Origin of the sequence: Streptosporangium sp. CA-135522 (assembly GCF_050949235.1) — a bacterium.
Taxonomy (GTDB): domain Bacteria; phylum Actinomycetota; class Actinomycetes; order Streptosporangiales; family Streptosporangiaceae; genus Streptosporangium.
Window position 1 is genome coordinate 1094045 of sequence record NZ_CP192026.1, and the last position, 25091, is coordinate 1119135.

Sequence of the window (25091 nt, forward strand, 5' to 3'; positions counted from 1 at the left end):
AATGGCTACAAAAGACATCACTGGGCAACTTCAACGTCTCGTAACCCGGCTTGTGAGGTGAGGTAAGGCGTTAGCCTTTCCTTCGTGAGCCTGCACCTATACGACACCAGCGTACGTACGGTCCGCGAGTTCGTTCCGGTCGAATCCGGCCGGGCGTCGATCTACCTGTGTGGTGCCACCGTGCAGGCTCCCCCGCATATCGGGCATATCCGCTCCGGCGTCAACTTCGACGTGCTGCGCCGCTGGATGATCCGCTCGGGCTATGAGGTGACCTTCTGCCGGAACGTCACCGACATCGACGACAAGATCATCCGAGTCGCGGCGGCCGAGGGCGTGCCCTGGTTCGTCGTCGCCGAGCGCAACCAGCGCGCCTTCACCTGGGCCTACGAGGTGCTCGGCTGCCTGCCGCCCACCGTCGAGCCGCGGGCGACCGGCCACGTGCCCGAGATGATCGAGCTGATGGAGCGGCTGATCGCGGCCGGTCACGCCTACGCCTCCGGTGGCGACGTCTACTTCGATGTCATGTCCTACGCCGACCGGTACGGCTCGCTGTCCAATCAGAGGCTCGACAACATGCGGGCCGCCGGCGACACCGACACCGACTCGTGCAAGCGGGATCCGCGCGACTTCGCGCTGTGGAAGGGCGAGAAGCCCGGCGAGCCGACCTGGCCGACCCCGTGGGGCCGCGGCCGTCCCGGCTGGCACCTGGAGTGCTCCGCCATGGCGACGAAATACCTCGGACCGACCTTCGACATCCACGGCGGCGGTGTCGACCTGATCTTCCCGCACCACGAGAACGAGCTGACCCAGTCGCAGGCGGCCGGTGACGGCTTCGCCCGTTACTGGATGCACAACGGCATGCTCAAGATCGGCGCGGAGAAGATGAGCAAGTCGCTCGGCAACTCCCTGCTGATTCCCGAGGTGACGAAGAAGGTCCGCCCGGTCGAGCTCCGCTACTACCTGGCGGCGCCGCACTACCGCTCGTCGATCGACTACTCCGAGGAGGCGCTGGTCGAGGCCGCCGCCGCCTACCAGCGCATCGAGGGCTTCGTCACCCGGGCAGCCGAGGTCATCCACGACGTGGACGCGCACGCGCCGCTGCCCCAGGCCTTCGCGGACGCGCTCGACGACGACCTGGGCACCCCGCAGGCGCTCGCCGTGGTGCACGAGGTGGTCCGCGAGGGCAACGTCGCCCTGGCGCAGGGCAACAAGGAGCAGGTCGCCAGATTGCTGGCCGAGACGCAGAACATGCTCGACGTGCTCGGGTTGGACCCGCGCTCGGAGCAGTGGCGTGCCTCGGGCGGCGACGCGGGCCTGCGCTCGACCGTGGACGCGCTGGTCGGCGTGGCCCTGGAGCAGCGTCAGGCGGCCCGGGGGCGCAAGGACTTCGCGGCGGCCGACAGCATCCGCGACCAGCTCGCCGAAGCCGGGATCCTTGTGGAGGACACCCCCCAAGGTCCTCGTTGGGAACTGTCGCGGTAAAAGCAGGCCGTACTCTAGACAGCATGGCTGGTGGGGGTAAGGGGTCCGGGCGACCCGCGAAGAAGAAGAGTCCGACCAAGGGCACGGGCGGCAACGTCCGCCGTGGCCTGGAGGGCAGGGGGGCGACCCCGCCGGCGCACATGCGGCACTGGCACAAGGACAAGGCGCGCACCGAGCGGATCGAGCGCGAGGAGAGGGGCGGCCGGCCCTCCTCCCCGCGCACCCCGGTCCGGGCCAGGCGCAGCGAGGACGCCCCGGAATACATCGGCGGCCGCAACCCCGTTCTTGAGGCGCTGCGGGCCGGCGTGCCCGCCAGCACGCTCTACGTCGCCCTGCGCATCGACAACGACGAGCGGGTCAAGGAGTCGGTCCGGATCGCCGCCGACCGCGGCATCGCGATGCTGGAGGTCGGCAGGGAGAAGCTGGACCGCCTCACCGAGGGTGCGATCCACCAGGGCATGGCCCTGCAGATCCCGGCCTACGAATACGCCCACCCGGAGGACCTGGTCGCCATCGCCCAGGACGCCGCCGAGGTGCCGCTGATCGTGGCCCTCGACGGTGTCACCGATCCACGCAACCTCGGCGCCATCGCCCGCTCGGCCACCGCCTTCGGCGCCCACGGGCTCCTCATCCCCTCCCGCCGTTCGGCCGGGGTGACGGGAGGCGCCTGGAAGACCTCCGCGGGCACCCTGGCCAGCATGACGGTCGCCCGCGCGGCCAACCTGACCGGCACCCTGCGCGAATACCGGGAGGCCGGTCTGTTCGTGATCGGCCTGGACGGCGAGGGCACCATCGACATCGGTGACGCCAACCTGCTCGACGGCCCGCTGGTCGTCGTCGTGGGGTCGGAGGGCAAGGGCCTGTCCCGCCTGGTCCGGGAGTCCTGCGACCTGGTCGTCCGCATTCCCATGAACGCCGCGGCCGAGTCCCTCAACGCGGGCGTCGCCGCGGGCGTCGCCCTCTACGAGGTGGCCCGCCACCGCCGTCGCTAGGCCTGTCACGCGGATCCTCGCCACGGCGGGGATCCGCAGGGCCCGCCAAGGTCTGTCCGACTCATTCCTCCGGCTCGGTGACGTCCGGGGCGTGAGCCGACTACACTCGTCAGGCGACCATGCCGACGTAGCTCAATCGGCAGAGCAACAGTCTTGTAAACTGTAGGTCAGGGGTTCGATTCCCCTCGTCGGCTCGTAGACAGAAGGCCAGGTCATCCACCATTCGGAGACCTGGCCTTCTGCTGTTCGGCGGAACTTCATAATCTTCCGTGCCCGTTGCGTGCCCGTCAGGAGGGTCATCCAAGGGGACTCACGGGGACTCAAGACCGCCTCTGACCTGGAACGCGGCAGCTCAGAGGGTTGCGTGCCGAGCTCTTCCAAACTGTAGGTCAGGGGTTCGATTCCCCTCGTCGGCTCGTGCTACGAAGGCCCAGGTCAGAGGCATGGCTCCTTGACCTGGGCCTCACTGTTCCCGAGGCTGCGAAGAGCCGCGTGCCACTAACGTCTTCGATCTTCGTTCCCCGTGCCATCGTGATCGCCACCCAGGCCGCAACAAGGCGATTCCCCCGGTGCGCGGTCGCCGCGGACGGCCCCGCAAGCGGCCCGCCTGCCTGTACGCCGACCGCGGCCACGACCATGACAACGCGGTCACGACCCTGACAAGTAGCGTCGCCTGGTCTGGCGCGTCGGCATCAAGCCGCACGGTGGCGGCGCCGGGGTCACGGCGACCCTGTGGGGGGCGGCGGTCCGGTCGGCGGCAGGCACTCGCGCAGGCCCGCGATCAGCTCGTGCAGCGCGTGGTCGAAGGCGTGCTCCGGCGGTGTCGCGTAGCCGATGACCACGCCGAGCGGTGCGTCCTCCGGCCGGTCGTAGAACATGGACAGCGCGTCGACGGCGATGCCCCGGCCGGTCAGGTGGGCCAGCAGCTCCGCCTCCGCCATGCCGGTGCCCGGCAGGTGGAGGACGGCGTGCAGCCCCGCGGCGATCCCCGACAGTCGCGCGTGCGGCAGTCGCCGTTCGACGGCCGCGCCGAGCCGGTCCCGACGCCGCCGGTACCGGACGCGGCAGCGGCGCAGATGTCGATCGAGCTCGCCGGTCCTGATGAGGTGCGCCAGCGCGAGTTGGTCGATGACGCCGACGTACGCCTCGTCCCAGTGCATCGAGCGCCGCACCAGGGGAAGCAGGTCGTCCGGTACGGCGATCCAGGCGATGCGCAGGCCGGGGGCGACCATCTTGCTGGCCGTGCCCGCGTACACGACCCGGTCGGGAGCGAGCCCTTGCAGGGCGCCGACCGGCTGCCGGTCGTAGCGGAACTCCCCGTCGTAGTCGTCCTCGATCACGAAGCCGCCGGTGCGCCTGGTCCAGGCCAGCAGCTGCGCGCGCCGGGCGGGGCCGAGCGTGACGCCGAGGGGGTACTGGTGCGCGGGGGTGACGGCGACGGCCGCCTCATCGGCCAGCCCGGCCACCGCCAGGCCCTCCCCGTCGACGGGGATGTGACGGACCTCCAGCCCGTGCTGGGCGGCGAGGCGGGGATAGTCGGGCTCGGAGGGGTCCTCGACGGCGATCGATGCCGCGCCGCTGTCGGCGAGCGCCCGGAAGACGAGCCGCAGCGCGTGCGCGTACCCCGCGCACACGATGATGTGGTCGGGTGTGGTCACCACACCTCTGGCCCGGCCGAGATACTCCGCGAGCACCTGTCTGAGCTCGGCGCTGCCGGTCGGGTCACCGTAGCCGAAGGCGGTGTTGGGCGCGCTCTGCAGGACGTGGCGGGTCGCGGCCAGCCACTCACGCCTGGGGAAGGTCGACAGGTCCGGCAGGCCCGAGCGCAGGTCGACCCCGTGCACCGGCGGCAGGGTGGTGCGCGGGGGCGGCATGCTCGTCCGGCGGGGCGCGGCGGGGTGGTCGGCCACCCATACTCCCGATCGGGGGCGCGAGGTGAGATAGCCCTCGGCGACCAGTTGGTCGTAGGCCTGGGTGACGGTGCCGCGGGCCACGTTCAGGTCGCCGGCCAGGGCGCGCGAGGACGGCAGCGGCGTGCCGGGCGCGAGCCGGCCCTCGCGCACCGCGTCGCGCAGCGCGTGCTCGAGGCCCGCCCGCAGGCCGTGCGAGGGAGCGAGCCGCAGATGGAGGTCCAGCCCCAGTCTGGACCACTGACTCTCCATGGAACTGGACTATATCTCTGAGCCAGATTCTTCCTAGGTTGGTGGTCATGAGACACATCGCCATGGCCATCGGCCTCACGATCGGTACGCTCGGCCCCGCTCCGTTCGAACCCGAGCGGCCTGCGCGGACGAGCCCACGGTGGCGGTGGTCGCGCGGTCCCGACAGCGGCCTTCGGCCAGCGCGTCGGCCAGCACACGGGCGATCAGGAGCCGTTCCCCGGCTGCCGGTCGTGGGCAGTTGAGGGACGGCGTGGGTGCTTGGACACCCCGCCCCGCGCTGCCTGCGCCGGCGAGTGAGCGCGGCGAGCAGGAGCGGGTGCTCGATGAGGTTCTCCCCGCCCTCACGTTCGGACGTCTCGGTGAAATCGGGTGCGGTGACGCTCTCGGCAGCCCGGGCCGTATCGTCTTTCACGTTTGGCATCATGATCGCCACTTGCGCGCCCATAGGAGGTCCCGTGCTCCGCTCCAAGTTGTCAGGCCTGTCGCTGATGCTCGTCACAGCGATCGCGGCAGTCGCCCTGCCCGGCGGTCAGCACTCCGCCGTGGCCGCGAGCGCCGCGGCGCCGAATACGGTGCGGGTGGACCTGTCTCGCAGCTTGGGAGACTTCCCCTTCCCCCCTGGACGCCAGTTGAGCGCCATCCCGAAGAGCTGGAGGTACGGCACGGCGACCGACGCCGCTCTCGACAGGATCGGGCTCGACCAGAGCAGGGTGTGGCTGAAGTTCACCGACGCGTACGACGTCACCACCAGGACGCCCAGATATGACAGGTCGTACGACTATCTGACGGCCCATGCGTCCCGCTCGCGCGCCCTGCTCGTCAACTGGCAGTCCAACTACGACCCTCTTGTCACCGGGGGCGCGTTCACCGAGGCCGAACTGTTCACGGCCCAGCGCGACATGATGGCCGACTACAAGAGGCGCTTTCCCTCCATCGAATGGCTGGAGTCGGAGAACGAGACGCCGAGCATCGCCGACTACTACCCGATGTACAGGTTCACCTACCGGGTGGTGAACGCGGTCAACGCGATGGGGCTACCAGGGCCGAAAATCAAGATCGGCGGTCCGACCACCGACATCTTCACTGTGCGGCGGATCGGCCAGTTCCTCGACCTGTACGCCGCCGACCAGGATCCGCACAAGCGACTGGACTTCATCTCCTACCACCAGTACCTGATCGACACCTCAGGTGACCCGACAAAGTGGACGGCTTTGAAGGAGAACCCGGCGATCGTCTCCACCGAGCGGGCCCAGCTGAACGCGATGCTCTCACAGCGTGGACTCGCCACCCTTCCCGCGCTGGTCAGCGAGACAGGCGTCTTTCCCAAGGACAGGGAGTCCTCTCTGGGACTGTCGGCCGATCTCCACATCCAGGCGGCCGCCCTGGCCTCGTTGCACTACTACTACCTGAACCAGTCGGGGGTCACACCGTTCCACTGGACGATCGACCATCCGGAGAACGACAGGAAGGACCTGTTCGAGGACACCGCCACCGGAGTCGCCCGGCCGTACTACAACACGGTGCTGATGCAGTCGATGCTGCCGAGGACCAGATACGCGGCGACCTCCGACGCGCTCAGCCCGCAGGGTATCGGCGTGTACGGCCTTGCGGCCGCGGAGCCCGGCAAGGTGTCGGTGATGACGTGGAACTACCAGTGGACGCACCAGGCCGCGTACCAGTCCAAGACCGTCCTGACGAACTTTCCCAGTGCGTTCAGGACGTCCAACGTGCTCGTGACCCGCTACAAGATCGGTAGCGAGTCCGACACCGGCACGCTCGATCCGGTGGAGCAGTTCGTCATCGGTCCGCGCGCGGACGGCGGCTACACGAGCCAGACCCTGGAACTGCAGCCCAACGAACTGCGACTGCTCGTGCTCACCCCGACGACGAAGCCTGTCGGGTGGCGTCCCTCCTGATCAGTGTGATCCGCGGCCGCCGATCAATCCGCAGGTGCGAGCCGCGTCATCAAGGTCCGGCCGCTGCGCGGAGGGGCATGAGAGCTCTCCTCGGCGATGGAGGCCCCAACGGGACTCCGCGACATGGACATCCGGGAGGCGAGTCGAGCCTTCGTCATGACAAGCGACCAGGAGAACCGCGATGACGGCCGTGAGCCGCTACCCGACCGAGTGCTGGCTCACGCCGAGCGCCGAAGTCCGCCCGTCACCGATCGAAGGACTCGGGCTCTTCGCCACCGCGGAGATCAGCCGGGGAGACGTCGTCATGCGACTCGGGGGGCGAGTCATCGACGATGCGACCCTGGCCGGCCTGACGCCTCCCTACAGCAGCCTGACCGTCGAAGACGGCGTCCACCTGCTCATCGATCCCGCTCATCCGGTGCGCTACGGCAACCACTCCTGCGATCCCAACCTCTGGCATGACGACTCCACCACCGTCGTCGCGCGCAGGCCCGTCATGCCCGGCGAGGAACTGTCGCTGGACTACGCCACCCACAGCGGAGTGGAGACGTGGACCATGTCGTGTCGATGCCCGAGCGCCCTCTGCCGCGGCACGGTCACCGGTGCCGACTGGCGGCTGGCCCGGCTTCAAAGTGCCTATGGCGACCACTGGGTGACGCCGCTGTCGCGTCGCATCGGCCCCCGACGGGGTTGAGCGACTCGGAAGAGGACCTCACGTTTCGCGGACCCCTGCCCAGAACGCGTGGAGAGGCCGTCCGGTCGCCGGGCGGTCAACCGGCTCCGGACGGGCTCTCATGTCGCGAAAGTGCCTTCGCGGCGGATCGTCTGCCAGCGCAGGCGCACCCCGAGTACGGCGGTCGCCACCGACTGGATCACCACCAGGTACATCAACTGCCGGTAGACGAACTGCTGCAACGGCAGAACCCACAGCACCAAGGCCCGCTCGCGGTCCAGCCGGAGCGCGTACCAGCCGCTGAAGGCCTGAACCAATACGAATCCCGCCCAGACCGCGACCACGGGCAGCGGGTCTCCCACCATCACGCTGTAGACGGCCATGATGTCCACGACCGGGGCGAGCAGCGGCAGCACCACCTGGAAGAGCGTCAGGTAGCCCAGGCAGCGACGGCCGAAGGGGCCGGGCTCCGCGATCGCGCGGCGATGCTTCCACATCGCCTGTAGCGTGCCGTAACACCATCGGTAGCGCTGACGCCACAGCTGACCGAGCGAGGTCGGCGCCTCGGTCCAGGCCAGGGCGTTCTCCTCGTAGACCACCCGCCAGCCGCCCCGGCACATCGCCATGGTCAGGTCGGTGTCCTCGGCCAGGGTGTCGATGCTGACGCCACCGATCTCCTGCAGCGCCGAACGCCGGAAGGCCCCGATCGCCCCCGGCACGGTGGGCATGCAGCCCAGCAGGTCGAATGCGCGGCGGTCGAGGTTGAAGCCGATGACGTATTCGATGTGCTGCCAGCGGCCGATCATGCCACGCCGGTTGCCGACCTTGGTGTTACCGCTGACCGCGCCCACGGCCGGGTCGGCGAGCGGCCGGACCAGGTGTCCGATGGTGGCGGACTCGAAGACGGTGTCGCCGTCCACCATGACCAGGATGTCGTGTGAGGCGTGTGCGATGCCGGTGTTGAGGGCCGCCGGCTTGCCGCCGTTCTCCTGGCGGATCACCCGCACCCCGGGCAGGTCGAGGGAAGCGGCGATGGCGGCGGTGCCGTCGGAGGAGCCGTCGTCCACGACGATCACCTCCAGCACGCCGGGGTAGTCGGTGTTCACCAGCGAACGGATGGTGGCCTCGATCCCCGCCTCCTCGTTGTAGGCGGGGACGATCACGGTGACGGCGGGCGGCGCGGGCCATGCCGGGGCACGTCCGGCACGCCTTTTACCGCCCCGCGCTCGCCGGGCGTGCACCCAGGCCAGGATCAGGAAGAACAGCAGTCGCAGCAGGGTGAGCACGCCGGCGGCGGCCAGGACCCACGTCATCGCCGTGGTGAAGGCGGCCGCTCCACGTTGGGCGAGACTCAGCCCGGTGCCGACGAAACGGTCCATGCCTCCGGCCGGGGTATGAGCCGAGGGCATGCCGAGTGCGGAGGTGAGCGTCGTGGTCCGGTACCTCTGCCCGGCGAGTCGTGTGAGCAGCCGGTCCACCGCGACGACGGTCTGACCCCGATCCCCTCCAGAGTCATGCATCATGATCACCGCACCTCTGCCCCGGCGGGGAAGCGCGGCGCGGACGATCTGCTCGGCGCCGGGTCTGGCCCAGTCCTTGGTGTCCAGGTCGGTGAGCGCGACGAGGTATCCCTGCCCGCCCATGGTGCGCAGCGTCCGCAACTGGGGGCCGGTGACGGCCGCCGGTGAGGAGGAGTACGGCGGGCGCACGAGGCGGGTGTGCACTCCGGCCGCGCCGGCCAGCGCCTTCTGGGTCAGTGACAGCTCCAGTCGCAGTCTCCACTGCGGCACGGCGGTGAGATCGGCGTGGACGTAGGTGTGGTTGCCGATCTCGTGGCCTTCGGCGATGATCCGCCGGGTCAGCTCGGGGTTCTCGGCGATTCGGGCGCCGACCGTGAAGAACGTCGCCTTGGCGCCGTGCTTGGCGAGCACGTCGAGCAACCGGGGCGTCCAGCGAGGGTCGGGGCCGTCGTCGAAGGTGAGCGCGACGGTGTGGGGCAGGAGGCGGGCGCTGTCCGGCTTGTCACCGGTGAGGTTCAGGACCGGCCCGCCGCGCCGTACCTGGTCGAGTTCCGCGGAAGGCCGGTCGGTCGGCGGCGGGGTGGCGCGCGTCTCTCCCGCCGCGTTGGTGGCGTATCCGTTGAGCAGCAGCGCCCCGGCCATCAGCACGACGCCGACCGCGACCAGGAACCAGTGCCCGCGCGGGTCGGCCTGACGCCGGCGTCGTCGGGTGCCGGGGCGCTTCCCGCCGCCCGCGGACCGTTCGGGGGGAGGCTGGGAAAGGGGAGGCGCCAGATCGGTGAGGGTCGCGGTGACGGAGGTGTCGGGTCTCGTCGCTCCCGCCGGGTCCGGCGGCGGCCACACCCGGGTGGCCGAGGTTTCCGGCGACGTCATTTCTTCTGTCCCGGGATCTTGTTCGGATCGCGGCCGGGCGGCGTCTTGGCCTGGCCCGGCGGCTGCGTCTGTTCGAAAGTCGGCTCGGGCGACCGCTCCGGTGCCGTCGGCTCCGGCCTCGGCGGCGCGGACGAGGGGGAGGCCTCGGCGGGCGGGACCGGCTCGTCCGAACGCGCCGGCAGGGGTGCCACCCGATGCCGGGGGGACGCGGTGGGCCGAGGTGTACGGCGGGCCGGCGTCGTCGGGCGCGTCAGGGCCGGAGCCGCGGTGGCCTCTGGGGTCGGTACGGGCGTTGCAGATCGTGTGGGGTCGGCCGTGGTGATGGGGGACGGCCGGGTAGGGCCGTCTCCGGGCCAGCCGACCACCGACAGCGGGGTACCGGTGAACAGCCCACCGATCATGGTCGCCGCCGACGCGAGCACCAACGTGCCGCCGACGATTCCGGTGATCTTCAGAAGGCGCCTGCGGCGGCCGGTCTGATCGACGAACACCGCGGTACCGGTGGGATGTTGCCTGTCACTCACAGGCGGGAATCGTAGTGACAGATGATTACGTATGGGAAAGCCGATCACATCTGTGGCAGATCTGACCGCGGGTCTCCGGATGAACCATGGCCTCGCCCTGGCGCCCTCCAGCCCATCCGTGATCTCCTGTCCCCGGCTCCGATCGGCGTCCGCCGCGCAGCCCGCCAGTTCGCCGAGATGCCCGGAGCCGCCGCGTGAGCCGTACCGGCAAGGTCCTCTACGTGATCGTGTGCGGAGCGAGCCCCGCCGCCGAGGCCGGCCGGCTCGCCGCGATGGCCCAGGGCGAGGGCTGGACCGTCCAGATCGTCGCCACCCCGCCGGCGTTGGACTTCATCGACGTCGAAGAGCTGGAAAGGCGGACCGGCCGCCCCGTTCGCAGCCGGTACCGCAGACCGGACGAGCCCAAGCCGCCGCGGGCCGACGCGGTCATCGTCGCTCCCGCGACCTACAACACCGTCAACAAGTTCGCCCAGGGCATCGCCGACACCTACGCCCTGGGTGTTCTGTCCGAGGCCCCGGGTCTCGGTGTCCCCGTCGTGGTGGTGCCGTTCGTGAACAGCGCGCTCGCCGCCCGGGCCCCGTTCCGGCACAGCGTCGAACGCCTGCGGGCCGAAGGCGTGCGCGTCCTTCTGGGCCCCGGGGAGTTCGAGCCTCCCGCTCCCAGCTCCGGAGCCGATGACTTCGGCGACTATCCATGGGAACTCGCCCTGGCCGAGGTGAACCGGCTCGCCGGTTTCCCGGGATAGGCCGTCCGCCGTGGTGGCCGCCGACCGGCCGCCACGTCCCTGTCCCTGTCCCTGTCCCGGCCCAGCCCGGCTATGTGGCCGGCGAAGGTCGCCACCGCCGGCAGCCCCACCGTTGCGGCACCGGCCGCGACGCCCCGGGACCGTACAGCGATCCTGTCCTCATCCGGCACCGCGGCCTCCCTTCCCGCGGTCAGGATGACTTCACCGCCAGCCGCGGGCTCGGCGTCCGTCAACCGTTGATCGGGCTCGCCGCCAGTCCCGTTCGCGATGGCCGAGCGGGCAGGACCGGCTCCCCGATGTCCGCAACCGGCTATCCGATGCCCAGAATCAGCATCGCCACCGACAGCGCCAGCGCGCCGGATCCGCCGATCACCCCGGCGATCACGGCGCCCCGGCGATCGGCCAGGCCACGCAGGTGAACGCGCGCGGCCACCAGGAACAGCAGGCCGCCCGCCATGAACCACGGGCCCCACAGGTAGGTGTACCAGCGGATCACCGGCAGAAGTTCCTGAGGGAGCTCGGTGTCGCCGGCCTGCAGGAGCAGTCCCTGCACTACGAACAGGCCGCCGTGCCACAGCAGCAGCACCCCGGCGCCCCAGGCGGCGAACTGCAGGAGCCGGCTCATGCCCACGCCCCAGCGGCGTACCAGGGCGAGCCCCACCGCTCCTCCGACGACCTTGAGCACGCCGGTGACCCACAGGACCACGAGGAACCAGGTGACCCGGTCCTGCGCCAGCTTCACCAGGGGCGGGGCGAGCGTCGTGGTGGCGCCGGCCGTTCCGCCGAGTGCCCAGTAGAAGCTCGGCAGGGCGAACAGGAACCCCCACGCCGCCGCGCCGTATCCCGCCCACACCGCCCGGCGTGTCCGCGGGGCCGTCTCGCTCACCTGTGAAGCCGTCATGCTTCGACGATCCCGTCACCGCCCGCCCGGCGCCTCCCACGGCGGAGCGACCTCCCTCCCTCGCAAGGGGGAGGATCGGGAAAGGTTTGCCGAGCGCCGACTAACCCAAATATATGCACCTAGAGTAGTTAGATGATCTCTGTGGGTATTGGTGGAGGGTGCGCCGTCCGGCGCGTGTTTCCTGACGCGAAAGGCACAGTCACCATGACCGACCAGATCGTTCAGCCGGTGGAGATCGAGCTTCCCGCAGACGAGTCCGCGGACGCGGTGGGCTCCTACCGGATTTACTGGTACGGCAAGGGCATGAAGAAGACGCGGCCCGAGGCCATCAGGTTCATCGCCAACGAGGGAGCGGGCCGTCAGCTGGCCGACGTGCCCTCCGACACCTGGCGTACGAGCCTGGCGACCTACATCGACGGGCCGACCTGGATCGGCTCGTGGAAGGGCGACAACTACAACGGCGCCAACGTCGTCCTGCACCCCAACGGCTCGATCGGCACCGTCGAGGACGGCGAGCAGGAGCTCCCGTTCTTCATCAGCTACATCGGATAGCGCCCGGTAGCCACATCGGATAGCGCCCGGTCCGCCCGGACTCTCCGGTCGGAGGCCGGGCGTGGCGCCATGAGCCCCGCACTCTCTCCGTCCTCCGTCGAAGCCCTTGGTCGGGGCCCTTGGTCGAAGCGGGGGGAGAGTGCGGGCGGTGGTCGTGCGCGAACGTCACGCGGGGTCCAGGCGGGCCACCAGATGGTAGGAGAATCCCTTGCCTGAAGGGGAGGTGACGTCGATGCGCCGGGGCTGTTCGTCCGTGACGGTCACCGGGACGCGCAACAACAGGTCGTCGCCGATGTGGTCGTCCTCCCACACCTCGATCGTGAACGTCGCGCCGGGATGGACCGTCAGGTGGACGTACGGCCCCGCGGAGCGTTGGGTGGAGCCGGCGGAACACGCCGCGGCGTCGCTCGTCCACACCCAGCAGGTCCTGACCTTGGTGTCGGCCTCGTCGCCGTTGGTGGGCCATGCGTAGTAGTGCTCGCCGGGAGCCTTGACCTCGACGCGGATCTCGTCCTCGCCGCTCTCCTCGAGATCGTCGGCCTGAAGCGAGCCGAACACGAGCTTGAGGGGCGCCGGGTCGGCCGCGGCCGTCGCGGCGGCGTGGGCGGGTGGCGTGAAAGCCGTGGCCAGCGTCAGCGCCGCGGTGACGGCGGCGATCCTGGACGGGATGGTGCCCATGCGGTCCTCCGGTCAGGAGTAGAAGGGTTCCAGGCGGAAATTGAGCACGTAGTGGTGGCCGTTCATGTCGGCGTCCTCGTGGAAGTACTGGTTCTCGCTGATCGGCTGGGGCCAGAGCGGCACGTTGAGCAGCGCGTCGTCTCCCGAGATGTCGTCCTCGTAGAGGGTGATCATCATCAGCGTGCCGTTGGCCGGGTAGATGGGCTGGTAGGCGTAGTAGTAGCCCCGGCTGTTGGTGCCCGGGGGGCAGCCGTTCCCGCTGATGTAGACGCAGTCGTCGCGGGCCACCGACAGGTCGTGGCTGTTCGTCGGGAAGATGTTGCGATTCTTGCCCCCGTGCTGGGTGTTGACGTAGATCTCGTCGTGCCCGCTCTCCTCCAGGTCGTAGGCGATGAAGCTCTCCAGGACGATCTTGACCATCGGGGCCGGTTCGGCGTGTGCGACGCCTCCGGTGAGCAACGACCCCACGATGAGCGCGACGCATGACGACGTCCGCGCGAATAGGCGATGCATGCTTCTCCTGCCAGCTGTGAACGGCGACGGCATTCGCCGGAGAGCATGACCGGAGTGTCTTGTCGATCTCTTGGAACCCACTTGTGGTGAGGAGGTGGCCGTATTGCGAAAAATTCCAGCCAGAAGTCCGTTTCTCTCGGTGGCCTTCCGGCCCGGCGTCCGCGCATGTGGACCGGCCACGCCGAGCTCGGCGAGTTCGGCGTGGCCCGGTTCGCGCTCTACCTGATGTACGAGCGCAAGGAGTCCGCCCTCAAGGGGTAGAGGGGTCCACGGTGCTCAGCCCGTCGGCTGAGCCGGCTCGGCCTGCTCGCTGCGGAAGACCTCGTTGAGGAGCCTGTCCACCACCTTCGGGAACTCCTTTCCCAGGGACCTTGCGGCGTCGTCCACATAGGTCACCGAGGCGGTCGGCGTCCTCTTGCCGTGGGGCGTGCTGTACAGCGGTGGTGTTCAGAGGCTGCGGGCGGTGATGTCGCCGTAGGCGGTGGTCGCGTGGATGGTCAGGGCGGCGGCGGCGCCGTCGGTGTTGTTGAGCGCGTTGTGGATGCGGCCGTAGGAGGTGCCGGCGTCCAGGGAGGCGGAGACGCCGCGGGCGGCGCCGATCGCGATCTGACCGGCCTCGGTGCGCAGCACGACCGTGCCGCGTACGGCCTCGGTGATGCGGAGGTCGCCCTTTTGGGTGTTGATCTGTGCGGGGCCGCCCAGGCGGCCGACCGTGATGTCGCCGGCCTGGAGGGTCAGGTGGGCGCTTTCGGTCTCGTCGAGCTTGATCGAGCCGTGTGCGCCGTCGAGGGTGACGTCGCCGAGTCGTCCGACGCCGCGGAATTCGGCGCTGGCCGCTTTTGCCTCGATGTGGGAGCCGGCGGGCAGCTGGATGGTCACCTCGATGGATCCGGAGGGGCCGAGGAGCTGGTTTTTGGGCTGGGGGGTGTGGATGCGCAGGATGCCGTCGGTGTAGGTGACGGTGGTCTGTTCGGCGGTCTGGACGTCGCGGCTCTTGGCGGTGTTGGCGGGCAGGATCTCGACCGTGGTGTCGGTTCGGTCGGCGGCGATGAGTCGGATGTGTCCGGCGGGGATGTCGAGGATGGCGGTCACCGGGGTGGGGGTGTCGAACTTCTGCATGGTGTGCTCCTGTGGTTCGTTGTTTCTGATGATGGAAAAGCTACGTTGCACTCAAGGTTTTGGCAACGTGTTCGTTGCATGTAATCGCCATTTTTGCTGGTGGGAGCCGAGAAATCGTTGCACTGGTATTGAATTCAATGCAACAATTCCCGCTCTGTTCGTTGCAATGAATCGGGGATGAACGCTAGGGTGGAGATACCACGGACCATGAAGGAGACCGCGATGCCGGGAGGCAGGCTCACCCAGCAGGACCGTCAGCAGATCGCGTTGGGGCTGGCCGACGGCCTCGCCTACGCCGAGATCGCCAGGCGGGCCGCGGCTCGTGGTGCAGCGGGACGGTGATGTCGGCGCCCTCCGCGCGCGGCCGCGCTGGCCACGTTCAACCCGAAGGGGTGGCGCGGGCGCGGGCGGGCCGCGGCGTTCAGCGGAGCACGACGCAGCCGCGCGCGCTCAGGCGGCGCAGGACCTCCGGGGTGCCGTCGAGCTTGTTCCAGCGCAGGTCGAGCTTCTCCAGAGCGGGCAGTTCGGCGAGGGTATCGGGGATCTCGCGGAGCCGGTTGTTGCGCAGGTCCAGGTGGGTGAGGCTGCTCAGCCCGGCGAGGGAGCCCGGCAGGGAGGCGATCGCGTTGTTCCTGAGGTCGAGCTGCCTGAGCCGGGACAGCCTCCCGATCGAGGCGGGCAGGCCGGTGAGGGCGTTGTTCATCAGGTGGAGCTCACGCAGGTCGCCGAGCCGGCCGACGGTCTCGGGGATCTCGCGGAGCCGGTTGCCGTAGAGCCGGAGCTCGCGCAGGGCGGCGAGGTCGCCGATGGCGTCGGGCAGGACGGTGAGACGGTTGTCGGTCAGGTTCAGGTAGGTGAGCCGGGTGAGCCGGCCCAGGGACGAGGGCACCGAGGTGAAGCGGTTGTCGCTCAGGTAGAGGTAGTCGGTGAGGTTGTGCAGGTCGCCGATCGCCTCGGGAATACCGGTCAGGGCGTTGTGACCCAGGTCCAGCATGTGCAGCCCGGTCAGCTCGCCGATCGACTTCGGGATCTCGGTGATCGAGTTCTCCGCGAGATTCAGGGAGCGCAGGCCGGTCAGCCGCCACAGGGACTCCGGTACGGAGGTCAGGGCATTGCCACCGACGGCCAGGTGCCGCAGGCCGCGGAGCCGCCCGATGTCCTCGGGTAGTTCGCCGATCGCGTTGCCGTACAGGAAGAGCGTCCGCAGCTCCGGCAGGTCCAGGACGCTCTCGGGGAAGCGGGTCAGCGCGTTGCCGTCAAGGTGGAGGGCGCGCAGGGCGCTGAGGCCTCGCAGGTCCGGAAGGTCACGCAGCCGGTTGCCGTCCAGCAGGAGCTCCTCCAGCCCTGGCAGCCGTCCGATCCATGACGGCAGATCGGTCAGCTCGTTCCACGCCAGGTCGATCCGGCGGAGCAGGTTCGGGTCGCCTGAGGAGGGCGGGAACTCGGTGAGCCCGGCGCCGGGGGCGTTCAACTCGTGTGGCACGGTTCTCCTCGTTCGCCGATGTGACACGGACCGTCACGACGTGGACCGTCACCGTGCGAGCTTCGTGACGTGAGCCGTCACGACGTGGACCGCCATGGCATGGGCCTTCGCGACGTGGGTCGCACCTTACCGAAGGCCTCCCCGGCGGAGCACATCTGCGGCCTGGGAATCCTTTTCGGAGAGTTGACAGAGTTGGCGTGGGAATCCCTGTGGCATAGGCGATCCTCGCCGAGGCTTTCCTGACCGAAGGGGCAAGCCGTACGAACCGGTTGGTTTTCGCCGGGCGAAGAGGCATCGGTGTGCAGGTAGGGCCACCAAGACGCTCGATCCGCCGCGCGGCAACGGCTCTTCGTCACATACTGAAGCGCCATGTAAGCCAGGAGTGACCGACGAGGGGCGCGGCGGTGACGGGGACGATCCTTCAGCGAGCCCGCATGGGAGACGGCGGCGATGCTGCGAGGAAACGCGCGGAGGACGGCGGCGACGCCGTGGAAGAACGCGCGGGAGGCCGCGAGGCCGCCGAACACGCGGACGGGCCCGACGCGCCGAAGACGTCCGAGATATCCCGGACATCCGAGATAGACGTCAGCGTGATCGTGCCCGTGCACAACTGCCGCCCCTACCTGGACAGGTGCCTGACCTCGTTGCTGATCCAGCGGGTCAGCAGGGAGATCGTCGTCGTGGACGACGGTTCCACCGACGGCAGCGCCGAACTGCTCGGCCTCTACGCCTCCTGCCACCGTGGCGTCATCCGGGTCATCCGGCAGGAGCACTCCGGCGGTGCGGGCCGTCCCCGCAACGTCGGCGTCGCGCACGCGCGCGGCAGATACGTCTTCTTCTGCGACGCCGACGACTATCTGGGCCCCGAGGCGCTGGAGCGGATGCTCGCGATGGCCGACCGCAACGGCTCCGACATCGTCCTCGGGAAGATCGTCGGGCACGACCGCAGGGCGCCGGTCTCGATGTTCCGCCAGAGCGCCGAGCGGGCGCCGCTGGGGGAGAGCTCGGTCTACAACAGCCTGAGCTGCTTCAAGCTGTTCCGCCGGGAGATGCTGCGGCGGCATGCCATCCGTTTCGACGAGACGCTGCTGGTGGGGGAGGACGTGGTCTTCACCGCCCACGCCTACTGCCACGCCCGCGTGATCTCGGTGGTCGCCGACTACGACTGCTACCACCTGGTCGCCCGGTCCGACGGCAGCAGCATCATGCAACAGGACGGCAGCCGCGACCCGGTCTCCTGGCTGCGCATGATCAGGCGGCCGATCGAGCTGATCGTCGCTCACGTGCGTCCCGGCGCGCTCCGCGACCACCTCCTGCGCCGTCACTTCCGGCTGGACGCCTTCGGCAGCCTCGGCAGGCCCTTCCTGGAGGCGGGCGAGGTCCAGCGCAAGGAGCTCGTCGCCGAGGTGGCCGACATGTGCGACCGGTGGCTGACCGACGGCGTCCGCGCCCGCCTTCCCGCCATCGATCGGAGCCGGATCGCCGCGCTGCAGGACATCGACCGCCTGGTACGGCTGGCGCACATCGAGTCGGCCGTGATCCGCCGGGAGCTCATCGAGCTCCGCTGGGACGAGCGGGACAGGCTGGTCGTCTCCGGCCGGGTCGCGCTGAGCGCGCTGGGGCAGGGTGACCGCCCGGAGCTGGTCGGCGGCGGGCTCGCCCTGGTGCTGCGGCTTCGGCCCGGCGGCGCGGCGCCGTCCGCCGACGTCGTGGTCCCGGTGACCGGAGACTGCGACGGGTTCACCGGCCTCGTCGACGTCGCGGGACTGCCCTCGGGCGTCTGGGACGTCCACGTGACCGTGGAGTGCGAGGGGATCGTCCGGCTCGCGAGGCTCGGCGCGGACCGGGATGGGCCGATCTCCCAGCCGGTGCCCCGCATGATCGACGGCGTCGTCGCCCTGCCGTACTTCACCCGGCCGCACGGCAACCTCAGCCTCGACGTCGGCGGCCACGTGGTGAGCGTGCCCGCCAGCGTGCGGCTGACGCGGACGCGCTGGGCGCTCGGACACCGGCTGGTGCTCGACGGGGAGGTCACCGTCGGCGCGGGCGCACCGGAGGGGCACGTCGTACGGCGCCTGGTGTGGCGCGAACGGTGGTCGGGACGGGAGCGGCACGAGCCGGTCGAGGGCCGGACGGGAGGCGCGTTCGCCGCCCGGCAGGCGGTGGGCCGGTTGGGGCCGGGCACCTGGGACGCCTACCTTGAGCTGGACCTCGGGGGTCCACCCGCGCGCTTCCGGATCGAGGTGGGGGCGGAGGCGATCGTGTCGCCGCGCACCTGGTGGCGGGGGTTGGCCCGGCGGAGCGTGCGGCCGTACGCCACGGCGGGGAAGGGACGGCTCAGCGCGGTGGTCCGCACCTTCACCCCGGGAGCCTTCATCAGGCGAATTCTGCGTTAATGCCAATTTCTTGCAACTACAAGCCTATGGCCTAAAGTAAGAGGCGATTCCGCACCTCGGAGGCTTGTCGTGCACGTACCCGATGGCTTTTTCAACGCAGCCGTGTCCCTTTCGGCCGGGGTCGTCGCGGCCGCCGGCGTCGCGGTCTGCCTCCGTGGCGCTCGCCGCGAACTCGACGACCGGACCGCCCCCATGGCGGGCCTGGTCGCCGCCTTCATCTTCGCCGTCCAGATGCTCAACTTCCCGGTCGCCGCGGGTACCAGCGGCCATCTTCTCGGCGGCACGCTCGCCGCGATCCTCGTCGGGCCGTACACGGCCGTGTTGTGCATGGCCGTGGTCCTGCTCGTGCAGGGCTTCTTCTTCGCCGACGGCGGCCTGACCGCGCTGGGCGTCAACATCACGCTCATGGGCATCGTCGCCGTCGTGGTCGGCTGGACCGTCTTCCGCCTGGTCACCGGCAGCGTGCGAAGCAGGCCCGCCGTCGTCGCGGCCTCCTTCGCCGCCGCGCTGATCTCGGTGCCCGCCGCGGCGCTGGCCTTCGCCCTGCTGTTCTGGATCGGGGGCACCGCGCCCATCGACGTCGGCACGGTCGCCGCCGCCATGGGCGGCGTGCACGTGCTGATCGGCATCGGCGAGGGGCTGATCACCGCGGTCACCGTCAGCACCGTGCTGGCGATCCGGCCCGACCTGGTGTACGGCGCGCGAGGGCTGGCCGCCCCGCTGGTCCTGCGCGGCGCCGACGGCGACGCGGTGGTGACCCGGGAGCCGGCGGCTGCGGCCGTCCCCAGGCGCCCGGGCTGGTTCCTGCCGGCCGGCATCGTGGTGGCGGCGCTGCTGGCGGGGATCGTCAGCTTCTACGCCTCCTCCTCGCCCGACGGCCTGGAGCGGGTCGCCCAGGACAAGGGTTTCATCGGCCAGGCCACCGACCACCCCCTGGCGGAGCAGCCGCTCGCCGACTACGGCGACGCGGGCGGCATCCCGGTCGGCGTGGCCGGCCTGATCGGCGTCGGGGCGACCCTCGCGGTCGGCGGCGGCCTGTTCTTCGCGGTGCGCCGCCGCGGCAGGGACGAGGTCACCGGGCTGGAGAGCGGACGCGAAGAGGTCTCGGCCTAGTGGGCGCCGGTCACCACCACCGGCTCTACCGGCAGGGCGACACGCTCGTCCACCGGCTGCCGCCCCAGTGCAAGCTGGCGGCGGTGGCAGGCTTCGCCCTGGTGGTGGTGGCCACCCCGCGCGAGTGGCTGTGGGCCTTCGGTCTCTACGCCCTGCTCCTGGCCGCCGTGGCGTGGACCGCGCGGATCCCGCCGTCCTTCCTGCTGCGGCGGATGGCGGTCGAGCTCCCGTTCGTGGTGTTCGCGGTGGCGCTGCCGTTCATCGGCATCGGCGAGCGGGTGTCCTTCCTGGGCCTGTCGTTCAGCGTCGCGGGCCTGTGGGCCGCATGGAACATCCTGGCCAAGGCCACCCTGGGCGTGGTCGCGAGCGTCATGCTGGCGGCGACCACCGAGCCGCGCCTGATGCTGCTGGGCGCGCAAAGGCTCAAGCTGCCGCCGATGCTGGTGCAGATCGCCATGTTCATGCTCCGCTACATGGACGTGATCGTGGACGAGATGCGCCGGATGCGGGTGGCCAGGGAGTCGCGGGGATTCGTGGCGAGGGACGTCCGGCACATCCCGGTGGTGGCCAGGTCGGCGGGCGCGTTGTTCATCCGGTCCTACGAGCGCGGCGAGCGGGTGCACCTGGCGATGCTCAGCCGCGGCTACAGCGGCTCGATGCCGATCATCCAGGACCTGTCCGCCTCGTCGCGCCAGTGGCTCACCGCCGGTATGTTGCCGGGCGCGGCGCTCGTTGTGCTGCTCGGAACCTGGGGGTTGGCATGACACCGTCTCTTGAGGTGCGCCGTCTGGCGTACGCCTATCCGGACGGCACACAGGCGCTGTTCGGCGTGGACTTCGAGATCGGGCGCGGCGAGCGGGTCGCCCTGCTCGGTCCGAACGGCGCGGGCAAGACGACGCTGGTGATGCATCTCAACGGCATCCTGACCGCCGGGCACGGCACGGTGACGGTGGCCGGGCTGCCGGTGGCGAAAGACTCCCTCAAGGAGATCCGCAGGCGGGTCGGCCTCGTCTTCCAGGACCCCGACGACCAGCTCTTCATGCCGACCGTCAGGGAGGACGTGGCCTTCGGACCGGCCAACCTCGGGATCGGCGGCGAGGAACTGCAGCGCCGGGTCAAGGACGCGCTCGACCGCGTCGGCATGATGGAGGCGATCGACCGGCCACCGCACCATCTGTCCTTCGGCCAGCGCCGGCGGGTGGCGGTGGCGACCGTGCTGGCCATGGAGCCGGAGATCCTGGTGCTGGACGAGCCGTCGTCGAACCTGGACCCGGCCTCCCGCCGGGAACTCGCCGAGATCCTGCGGGACCTCGACGTGACCGTGCTGATGGTCACCCACGACCTGCCCTACGCCCTGGAACTGTGCGACCGCGCGCTCATCCTCTCCGGGGGCGTGATCGCCGCCGACGGGCCGACCCGCGACGTCCTCGCCGACGCCGAACTGCTCGCCGCGCACCGGCTGGAGCTGCCGTACGGCTTCGCGCCGCGGTGACCGGCGGTCGCGGAACCGGGCCGCGCGCGTGGGACGGGGAGTCGCGCGAGACCCCGCGCACGGTGACCAGCGGTCTGACCGGCGGCGATGCGTGGCGATACGCGGTGCTCACGGCGCCGTCCTCCGATGTGGGCGAAGGATCGTCGTCGCATGACCTCGCATACGGTGATGGCGAAGTAAAGTGGGTCTGCCTCAGGGGCGCGAGGAGGACTGATGAAGCTACGGCTGGCTCGCCGCGCCGTCGGTGACGCTGTGGTGGTCGCCGTCGAGGGCGAACTCGACCTTTTCACCGCTCCGTTCCTGCGGGACGAGGTCCGTGACGCCATCAAGCTCGACAGCGCCAGGCTGGTCCTCGACCTCACCGCGCTGTCGTTCATGGACTCCAGCGGCCTGTCGGTGCTGATCGAGGCGTGGCGGCTGGCCACGGGAGAGGGCGGCGGCGTCTGCCTGGCCGCGCCCCAGGGGCCGGTGGCCCGGATCCTGCGCACGACGGGGCTCGATCGGCGGATCAAGGTCTACCCCGACGTCGGCAGCGCCGTTGGAGAGATTTAGCCCACCCCGAGTAGAACTTCATTCGGTATCCACGTTAAAGTCCGCTCATGGACCTGAACGGAGCAGCAGCAATCATCTCGGGCGGTGCCAGCGGCCTCGGTGAGGCCACGGCCCGCGAGCTCGCCGCACACGGCGTCACCGTGATCATCGCCGACCTCAACGAGGAGCGCGGTAAGTCCCTCGCCGACGAGCTCGGCGGGGTCTTCGTCAAGACCGACGTCTCGGACGAGGAACAGGTACAGGCGGCCGTGGACGCGGCCGTGGCGACCGGCAGACCGCTGCGCGTCGTGGTGAACAGCGCGGGCATCGGCTGGGCCACCCGGACGGTGAACCGCGACGGCTCGCCGCACGACCTGGCCTCCTACCGCAAGGTCATCGAGGTCAACCTGATCGGCACCTTCAACCTCATGCGCATCGGCGCCGCGGCCGTGGCCAAGACCGAGCCGGTCGACGCCGACGGGCAGCGCGGCGTGGTCATCAACACCGCCTCCGTGGCGGCGCTGGAGGGCCAGACCGGCCAGGTGGCCTACTCGGCGTCCAAGGGCGGCATCGTCGGCATGACCGTCCCGGCCGCGCGTGACCTGGCCGCCGTCGGCATCCGCGTCAACACGATCTGCCCTGGCATCATCGACACCCCCATCTACGGCTTCTCGGCCAACGCCGACGAGTTCAAGGCCAAGCTCGTGGCGCCGGTGGTCTTCCCCAAGCGCATGGGGCAGCCCGCGGAGTTCGCGCACCTGGTGCGCTCGCTGATCGAGAACGACTACATGAACGCCGAGACCATCCGTTTCGACGGCGGCATCCGCTTCCAGCCCAAGTAGGAGTCACCGGTGTCTGACGAGGTTCTGGTCGACGTCGACGGCGGTGTCGCCGTCATCACGATCAACCGCCCCCAGGCCAGGAACGCCGTCAACGGCGCGGTCGCCCGGGGCATCGCCGCGGCGCTGGACGAGTTGGAGGAGCGAAAGGACGTCTCCGCCTACGTCCTCACCGGGGCGGGTGGCACCTTCTGCGCGGGGATGGACCTGAAGGGTTTCCTGACCGGCGACTTCCCGGTCGTCGAGGGCCGGGGCTTCGGCGGCATCGTCGAGGCGCCGCCGAAGAAGCCGATCGTCGCCGCGATCGAGGGTTACGCCCTGGCCGGCGGCTTCGAGCTGGCGCTGGCCTGTGACATCGTCGTCGCCTCCGAGGAGGCCAGGTTCGGGCTGCCCGAGCCCAGGCGGGGCCTGGTCGCGGGGGCGGGCGGGGTGATGCGGCTGCCGCAGCGCATCCCGTACCACGTCGCGATGGAGATCGCCCTGACCGGCGACCACTTCCCGGCCTCCCGGCTGTACGAGGTGGGCCTGGTCAACCACGTCACGCCCGCGGGTGAGGCGCTGGCCAAGGCGCTCGAACTGGCGAAGAAGATCGCGGCGAACGCCCCGCTGGCGCTCGCCGCGACCAAGCGTGTGATCGTGGAGTCCGCCGACTGGAGCAGGGACGAGATGTTCGCCAGGCAGGGCGAGATCATCAATCCGGTTTTCGGGTCCAAGGACGCGATGGAGGGCGCGGCGGCCTTCGCCGAGAAGCGCGCCCCGCAGTGGAAGGGCGAGTAGCCCTTGCGTGATCGCCGGTCGCCGGCGGTCACGAGTTCGGTGCCGGACGTGATCCGTGTGGTCACGTCCGGCACATTCAAGGCCGGGAGTGCGTACGGTAAAGGTGTGGACGGGTGCGGCGGGGGCACTTGCCGTCCACGCGACCACTCCAAGGCCAGGAGAGTGCATGAACGACTACGCGACCCGGAGCGCCTCCACCACCCGCTTCTCGGGTGAGCGCCTCAAGCGCAGGGCAGGCACCCTCGCGGCCGGCGCCGCGGGTGCCGCGATGCTCATCATCGTCCTGGTCGCGGGCATGTGGGCGATCGAGGTGGCCGACTACGTCCTGCCGGCCGACTTCGACGCCTACGGCATCAGGTCCTGGAACCTCGAAGGCCTGGGCGGCATCTTCCTCGCCCCGTTCCTGCACGCGGGCTTCGGCCACCTGATGGCCAACTCCCTGCCCCTGCTGATCCTCGGCTTCCTCGCCGCGCTGCGCGGGATCGGCCGCTTCCTGGCGGCCAGCCTGATCATCATCGTCGTCAGCGGCCTGGGCGTCTGGTTCACCAGCTCGCCGACGACCGTCACGGTCGGCGCGAGCGGGCTGGTGTTCGGCTACTTCGGCTTCGTCCTCGCCCGGGGACTGTTCGACCGCCGCGCCTTCGACATCGTGATCGGCATCGGCGTCGCGGTGGCCTACTACTCGATCATCTGGGGCGTGCTCCCGGGCGAGGCCGGCATCTCCTGGCAGGGACACCTGTTCGGACTGGTCGGCGGGATCGTGGCGGCCTGGGTGCTGCGCCGCAAGCGTCAGGCCGTCTCCGCCCACTGACCCCGGACGGGGCGGGTCACATCCCCGGGAACACCCGGCGCAGGTCGTCCAGGGTGACGGCGTCACCGGTGACGGTCACGGAGGCGGGGGTGCGCTCGGCGGCCAGCCGGCCGCTGATCAGGCGTAGCCACGCCTCGGCGGGAGCGGACAGCACGATGTCCGGCTGCTCCGCCACCTGACTGAAGCCGACGGTCTCCCCCAGGGTGAGGCCGAGGACCCGCTCCGGCTCGCTCGTCTCGACGCGGAGCGTGGCCTGCCGCCGGTCGAGGGCGTCGGGCTTGCCGATGAAACCGACGAGGAAGTCGAGCGGCCCGGCGTGCAGGTCGGTCAGCGCCTCGACGGCGTCCGGCGCGAGGGTGGCCCGCGGGTCGAAGGCGACCTCGACGTCCCAGGCGTGCAGGGCGGCCTCGTTCAGGCGCATTCCGGCGACCAGCGTGACGTCGGCGGGCGCCGGCAGGAAGCCCATCTTGATCTTCAGTCGCTCACGGGTGCCGGCGTCCAGGCCCTCGTAGGCGGCGACGAGCTCGGCGTCGGCCACCGGGAAGTCCGCGGCCTGCTCCCGGGGGACCTTGGCGTTCCAGCGGCTCCACACCGACTCGTTGAACTCCTGGCCGGGCGCGTCGTCACCGGCCAGCGCGGCGCGCAGCGTCGCCAGGCCGATCTCGGCGCCGCTGCCCAGGTGGCTGAGCACCTGGGCGACGGTCCACTCCGACGCGCCCGAGGGCCGGGCGAGGCCGGCGCCGTCGAGACCGGCCGCGAAGGCGGTCAGCCGGTCGTGGTTGGTGCGCAGGGCCGCGATGGTCCTGTCGGCAAGCGTGGTCATGGCTCTCCCAGCGCGAGGGGATCTCGTGGCGGTGCCGCCGGGCGGATCGTCCGCCCGGTGCTTCCTTCCCAGGATTACCCCCGGTCACCTGGCGTATCACCATCGCCCACCGGCACGGCGTCCGCAACCGGTATCGGGCAGAAGGGGTGCGGGCCACCGGTTCGCGCTCGGCGCG

The 25091-nt window shown here is 70.1% G+C and carries 23 protein-coding genes, 1 tRNA gene and 2 pseudogenes; 17 read left to right on the forward strand and 9 right to left on the reverse strand.

The genetic code is table 11. The features are described 5' to 3' along the window. Nucleotides 1-84: 84 nt before the first annotated feature. The 4 genes and pseudogenes from cysS to ACQPYK_RS05460 all read left to right on the forward strand — a co-directional run. Complete coding sequence (cysS, locus tag ACQPYK_RS05445; RefSeq protein WP_433251168.1) at nt 85-1482, forward strand: cysteine--tRNA ligase; 1398 nt, start codon at nt 85-87, stop codon at nt 1480-1482. A 23-nt stretch (nt 1483-1505) separates the two neighbouring features. Continuing rightward, on the forward strand, nt 1506-2474 hold the full coding sequence (gene rlmB / locus ACQPYK_RS05450; RefSeq protein ID WP_433251171.1) for a 23S rRNA (guanosine(2251)-2'-O)-methyltransferase RlmB: 969 nt from the start codon (nt 1506-1508) through the stop codon (nt 2472-2474). Nucleotides 2475-2595: 121 nt separating this feature from the next. Beyond that, nucleotides 2596-2668 (forward strand) — tRNA-Thr (locus ACQPYK_RS05455). A 363-nt stretch (nt 2669-3031) separates the two neighbouring features. Further along, nucleotides 3032-3115 (forward strand): annotated as a pseudogene (locus ACQPYK_RS05460) (IS5/IS1182 family transposase); the annotation flags it as partial. A 78-nt stretch (nt 3116-3193) separates the two neighbouring features. On the opposite strand, the gene ACQPYK_RS05465 reads toward ACQPYK_RS05460, so the two are convergent. After that, nucleotides 3194-4636: a PLP-dependent aminotransferase family protein gene (locus tag ACQPYK_RS05465; RefSeq protein WP_433251174.1), complete on the reverse strand. Its 1443-nt coding sequence runs from the start codon at nt 4634-4636 to the stop codon at nt 3194-3196. Nucleotides 4637-5091: 455 nt separating this feature from the next. Between ACQPYK_RS05465 and ACQPYK_RS05470 the strand changes: the two genes are divergently transcribed. Beyond that, nucleotides 5092-6552 (forward strand): hypothetical protein, encoded by a 1461-nt coding sequence (locus ACQPYK_RS05470; RefSeq protein ID WP_433251177.1) that lies wholly within the window; start codon nt 5092-5094, stop codon nt 6550-6552. A gap of 181 nt (nt 6553-6733) precedes the next feature. Further along, complete coding sequence (locus ACQPYK_RS05475) at nt 6734-7246, forward strand: SET domain-containing protein (RefSeq protein WP_433251180.1); 513 nt, start codon at nt 6734-6736, stop codon at nt 7244-7246. Between the two features lie 98 nt (nt 7247-7344). Here the strand turns inward: ACQPYK_RS05475 and ACQPYK_RS05480 are convergent, their stop codons facing one another. Both ACQPYK_RS05480 and ACQPYK_RS05485 read right to left on the reverse strand, forming a co-directional pair. Next, nucleotides 7345-9618 carry a bifunctional polysaccharide deacetylase/glycosyltransferase family 2 protein gene (locus ACQPYK_RS05480; RefSeq protein ID WP_433251183.1) on the reverse strand — a complete coding sequence of 758 codons (2274 nt, stop codon included), beginning with the start codon at nt 9616-9618 and terminating at the stop codon, nt 7345-7347. After that, complete coding sequence (locus tag ACQPYK_RS05485) at nt 9615-10142, reverse strand: hypothetical protein (RefSeq protein WP_433251186.1); 528 nt, start codon at nt 10140-10142, stop codon at nt 9615-9617. Before ACQPYK_RS05485 ends, ACQPYK_RS05480 begins: the two co-directional genes overlap by 4 nt. 194 nt (nt 10143-10336) lie before the next feature. Here ACQPYK_RS05485 and ACQPYK_RS05490 point away from each other — a divergent pair, with 194 nt between their 5' ends. Continuing rightward, nucleotides 10337-10888: a flavoprotein gene (locus ACQPYK_RS05490; RefSeq protein WP_433251189.1), complete on the forward strand. Its 552-nt coding sequence runs from the start codon at nt 10337-10339 to the stop codon at nt 10886-10888. Between the two features lie 310 nt (nt 10889-11198). On the opposite strand, the gene ACQPYK_RS05495 is transcribed toward ACQPYK_RS05490, so the two are convergent. After that, nucleotides 11199-11789 (reverse strand): DUF3995 domain-containing protein, encoded by a 591-nt coding sequence (locus tag ACQPYK_RS05495; protein ID WP_433251192.1) that lies wholly within the window; start codon nt 11787-11789, stop codon nt 11199-11201. A 204-nt stretch (nt 11790-11993) separates the two neighbouring features. Here ACQPYK_RS05495 and ACQPYK_RS05500 point away from each other — a divergent pair, with 204 nt between their 5' ends. Continuing rightward, nucleotides 11994-12341: a hypothetical protein gene (locus ACQPYK_RS05500; protein ID WP_433251195.1), complete on the forward strand. Its 348-nt coding sequence runs from the start codon at nt 11994-11996 to the stop codon at nt 12339-12341. A 165-nt stretch (nt 12342-12506) separates the two neighbouring features. Here the strand turns inward: ACQPYK_RS05500 and ACQPYK_RS05505 are convergent, their stop codons facing one another. The 3 genes from ACQPYK_RS05505 to ACQPYK_RS05515 all read right to left on the reverse strand — a co-directional run bounded on the left by ACQPYK_RS05505 (nt 12507) and on the right by ACQPYK_RS05515 (nt 14651). Beyond that, complete coding sequence (locus tag ACQPYK_RS05505) at nt 12507-13019, reverse strand: hypothetical protein (RefSeq protein WP_433251198.1); 513 nt, start codon at nt 13017-13019, stop codon at nt 12507-12509. Between the two features lie 12 nt (nt 13020-13031). Further along, a complete protein-coding gene (locus ACQPYK_RS05510) occupies nt 13032-13532 on the reverse strand; it encodes a hypothetical protein (RefSeq protein ID WP_433251201.1) in 501 nt (166 codons plus the stop codon). A gap of 447 nt (nt 13533-13979) precedes the next feature. Then, nucleotides 13980-14651, reverse strand: coding sequence for a DUF4097 family beta strand repeat-containing protein (locus tag ACQPYK_RS05515; RefSeq protein WP_433246472.1), 672 nt, complete (start codon nt 14649-14651; stop codon nt 13980-13982). A 222-nt stretch (nt 14652-14873) separates the two neighbouring features. On the opposite strand from ACQPYK_RS05515, the pseudogene ACQPYK_RS05520 reads away from it, so the two are divergent. Beyond that, a pseudogene (locus ACQPYK_RS05520) lies at nt 14874-14963 on the forward strand (helix-turn-helix domain-containing protein); the annotation flags it as partial. A gap of 109 nt (nt 14964-15072) precedes the next feature. Here the strand turns inward: ACQPYK_RS05520 and ACQPYK_RS05525 are convergent. Continuing rightward, on the reverse strand, nt 15073-16134 hold the full coding sequence (locus ACQPYK_RS05525; RefSeq protein WP_433251204.1) for a leucine-rich repeat domain-containing protein: 1062 nt from the start codon (nt 16132-16134) through the stop codon (nt 15073-15075). A 404-nt stretch (nt 16135-16538) separates the two neighbouring features. Here ACQPYK_RS05525 and ACQPYK_RS05530 point away from each other — a divergent pair, with 404 nt between their 5' ends. The 8 genes from ACQPYK_RS05530 to ACQPYK_RS05565 all read left to right on the forward strand — a co-directional run bounded on the left by ACQPYK_RS05530 (nt 16539) and on the right by ACQPYK_RS05565 (nt 24093). After that, nucleotides 16539-18530, forward strand: a complete 1992-nt coding sequence (locus ACQPYK_RS05530; protein WP_433251207.1) for a glycosyltransferase family 2 protein — start codon at nt 16539-16541, stop codon at nt 18528-18530. A 69-nt stretch (nt 18531-18599) separates the two neighbouring features. Continuing rightward, entirely contained in the window at nt 18600-19643 is a 1044-nt protein-coding gene (locus ACQPYK_RS05535) for an energy-coupling factor ABC transporter permease (RefSeq protein ID WP_433251210.1), read from the forward strand. After that, nucleotides 19643-20407, forward strand: a complete 765-nt coding sequence (cbiQ, locus tag ACQPYK_RS05540) for a cobalt ECF transporter T component CbiQ (RefSeq protein ID WP_433251213.1) — start codon at nt 19643-19645, stop codon at nt 20405-20407. The genes ACQPYK_RS05535 and cbiQ overlap by 1 nt, the downstream gene beginning before the upstream one ends. Continuing rightward, complete coding sequence (locus tag ACQPYK_RS05545; RefSeq protein WP_433251216.1) at nt 20404-21135, forward strand: energy-coupling factor ABC transporter ATP-binding protein; 732 nt, start codon at nt 20404-20406, stop codon at nt 21133-21135. Before cbiQ ends, ACQPYK_RS05545 begins: the two co-directional genes overlap by 4 nt. A gap of 213 nt (nt 21136-21348) precedes the next feature. Further along, nucleotides 21349-21687, forward strand: coding sequence for an STAS domain-containing protein (locus ACQPYK_RS05550; RefSeq protein WP_433251219.1), 339 nt, complete (start codon nt 21349-21351; stop codon nt 21685-21687). Nucleotides 21688-21734: 47 nt separating this feature from the next. Further along, nucleotides 21735-22508: an SDR family oxidoreductase gene (locus tag ACQPYK_RS05555; RefSeq protein WP_433251222.1), complete on the forward strand. Its 774-nt coding sequence runs from the start codon at nt 21735-21737 to the stop codon at nt 22506-22508. 9 nt (nt 22509-22517) lie between these two features. Further along, nucleotides 22518-23282: a crotonase/enoyl-CoA hydratase family protein gene (locus ACQPYK_RS05560; RefSeq protein ID WP_433251225.1), complete on the forward strand. Its 765-nt coding sequence runs from the start codon at nt 22518-22520 to the stop codon at nt 23280-23282. A gap of 166 nt (nt 23283-23448) precedes the next feature. After that, a complete protein-coding gene (locus ACQPYK_RS05565) occupies nt 23449-24093 on the forward strand; it encodes a rhomboid family intramembrane serine protease (protein ID WP_433251228.1) in 645 nt (214 codons plus the stop codon). 16 nt (nt 24094-24109) lie between these two features. Here ACQPYK_RS05565 and ACQPYK_RS05570 read toward each other — a convergent pair whose 3' ends face one another. Beyond that, on the reverse strand, nt 24110-24916 hold the full coding sequence (locus ACQPYK_RS05570; protein ID WP_433251231.1) for a maleylpyruvate isomerase N-terminal domain-containing protein: 807 nt from the start codon (nt 24914-24916) through the stop codon (nt 24110-24112). Nucleotides 24917-25091 lie beyond the last annotated feature (175 nt).

Excerpts from the sequence above, each read along its gene's own strand:
- ACQPYK_RS05500 (WP_433251195.1), top strand. The coding sequence starts at position 11,994 with ATGACCGACCAGATCGTTCAGCCGGTGGAGATCGAGCTTCCCGCAGAC.
- ACQPYK_RS05545 (WP_433251216.1), top strand. The coding sequence starts at position 20,404 with ATGACACCGTCTCTTGAGGTGCGCCGTCTGGCGTACGCCTATCCGGAC.
- ACQPYK_RS05565 (WP_433251228.1), top strand. The coding sequence starts at position 23,449 with ATGAACGACTACGCGACCCGGAGCGCCTCCACCACCCGCTTCTCGGGT.
- ACQPYK_RS05555 (WP_433251222.1), top strand. The coding sequence starts at position 21,735 with ATGGACCTGAACGGAGCAGCAGCAATCATCTCGGGCGGTGCCAGCGGC.
- ACQPYK_RS05550 (WP_433251219.1), top strand. The coding sequence starts at position 21,349 with ATGAAGCTACGGCTGGCTCGCCGCGCCGTCGGTGACGCTGTGGTGGTC.
- ACQPYK_RS05505 (WP_433251198.1), bottom strand. The coding sequence starts at position 13,019 with ATGGGCACCATCCCGTCCAGGATCGCCGCCGTCACCGCGGCGCTGACG.
- ACQPYK_RS05465 (WP_433251174.1), bottom strand. The coding sequence starts at position 4,636 with ATGGAGAGTCAGTGGTCCAGACTGGGGCTGGACCTCCATCTGCGGCTC.
- ACQPYK_RS05480 (WP_433251183.1), bottom strand. The coding sequence starts at position 9,618 with ATGACGTCGCCGGAAACCTCGGCCACCCGGGTGTGGCCGCCGCCGGAC.
- rlmB (WP_433251171.1), top strand. The coding sequence starts at position 1,506 with ATGGCTGGTGGGGGTAAGGGGTCCGGGCGACCCGCGAAGAAGAAGAGT.
- ACQPYK_RS05510 (WP_433251201.1), bottom strand. The coding sequence starts at position 13,532 with ATGCATCGCCTATTCGCGCGGACGTCGTCATGCGTCGCGCTCATCGTG.
- ACQPYK_RS05495 (WP_433251192.1), bottom strand. The coding sequence starts at position 11,789 with ATGACGGCTTCACAGGTGAGCGAGACGGCCCCGCGGACACGCCGGGCG.
- ACQPYK_RS05515 (WP_433246472.1), bottom strand. The coding sequence starts at position 14,651 with ATGCAGAAGTTCGACACCCCCACCCCGGTGACCGCCATCCTCGACATC.
- ACQPYK_RS05570 (WP_433251231.1), bottom strand. The coding sequence starts at position 24,916 with ATGACCACGCTTGCCGACAGGACCATCGCGGCCCTGCGCACCAACCAC.
- ACQPYK_RS05475 (WP_433251180.1), top strand. The coding sequence starts at position 6,734 with ATGACGGCCGTGAGCCGCTACCCGACCGAGTGCTGGCTCACGCCGAGC.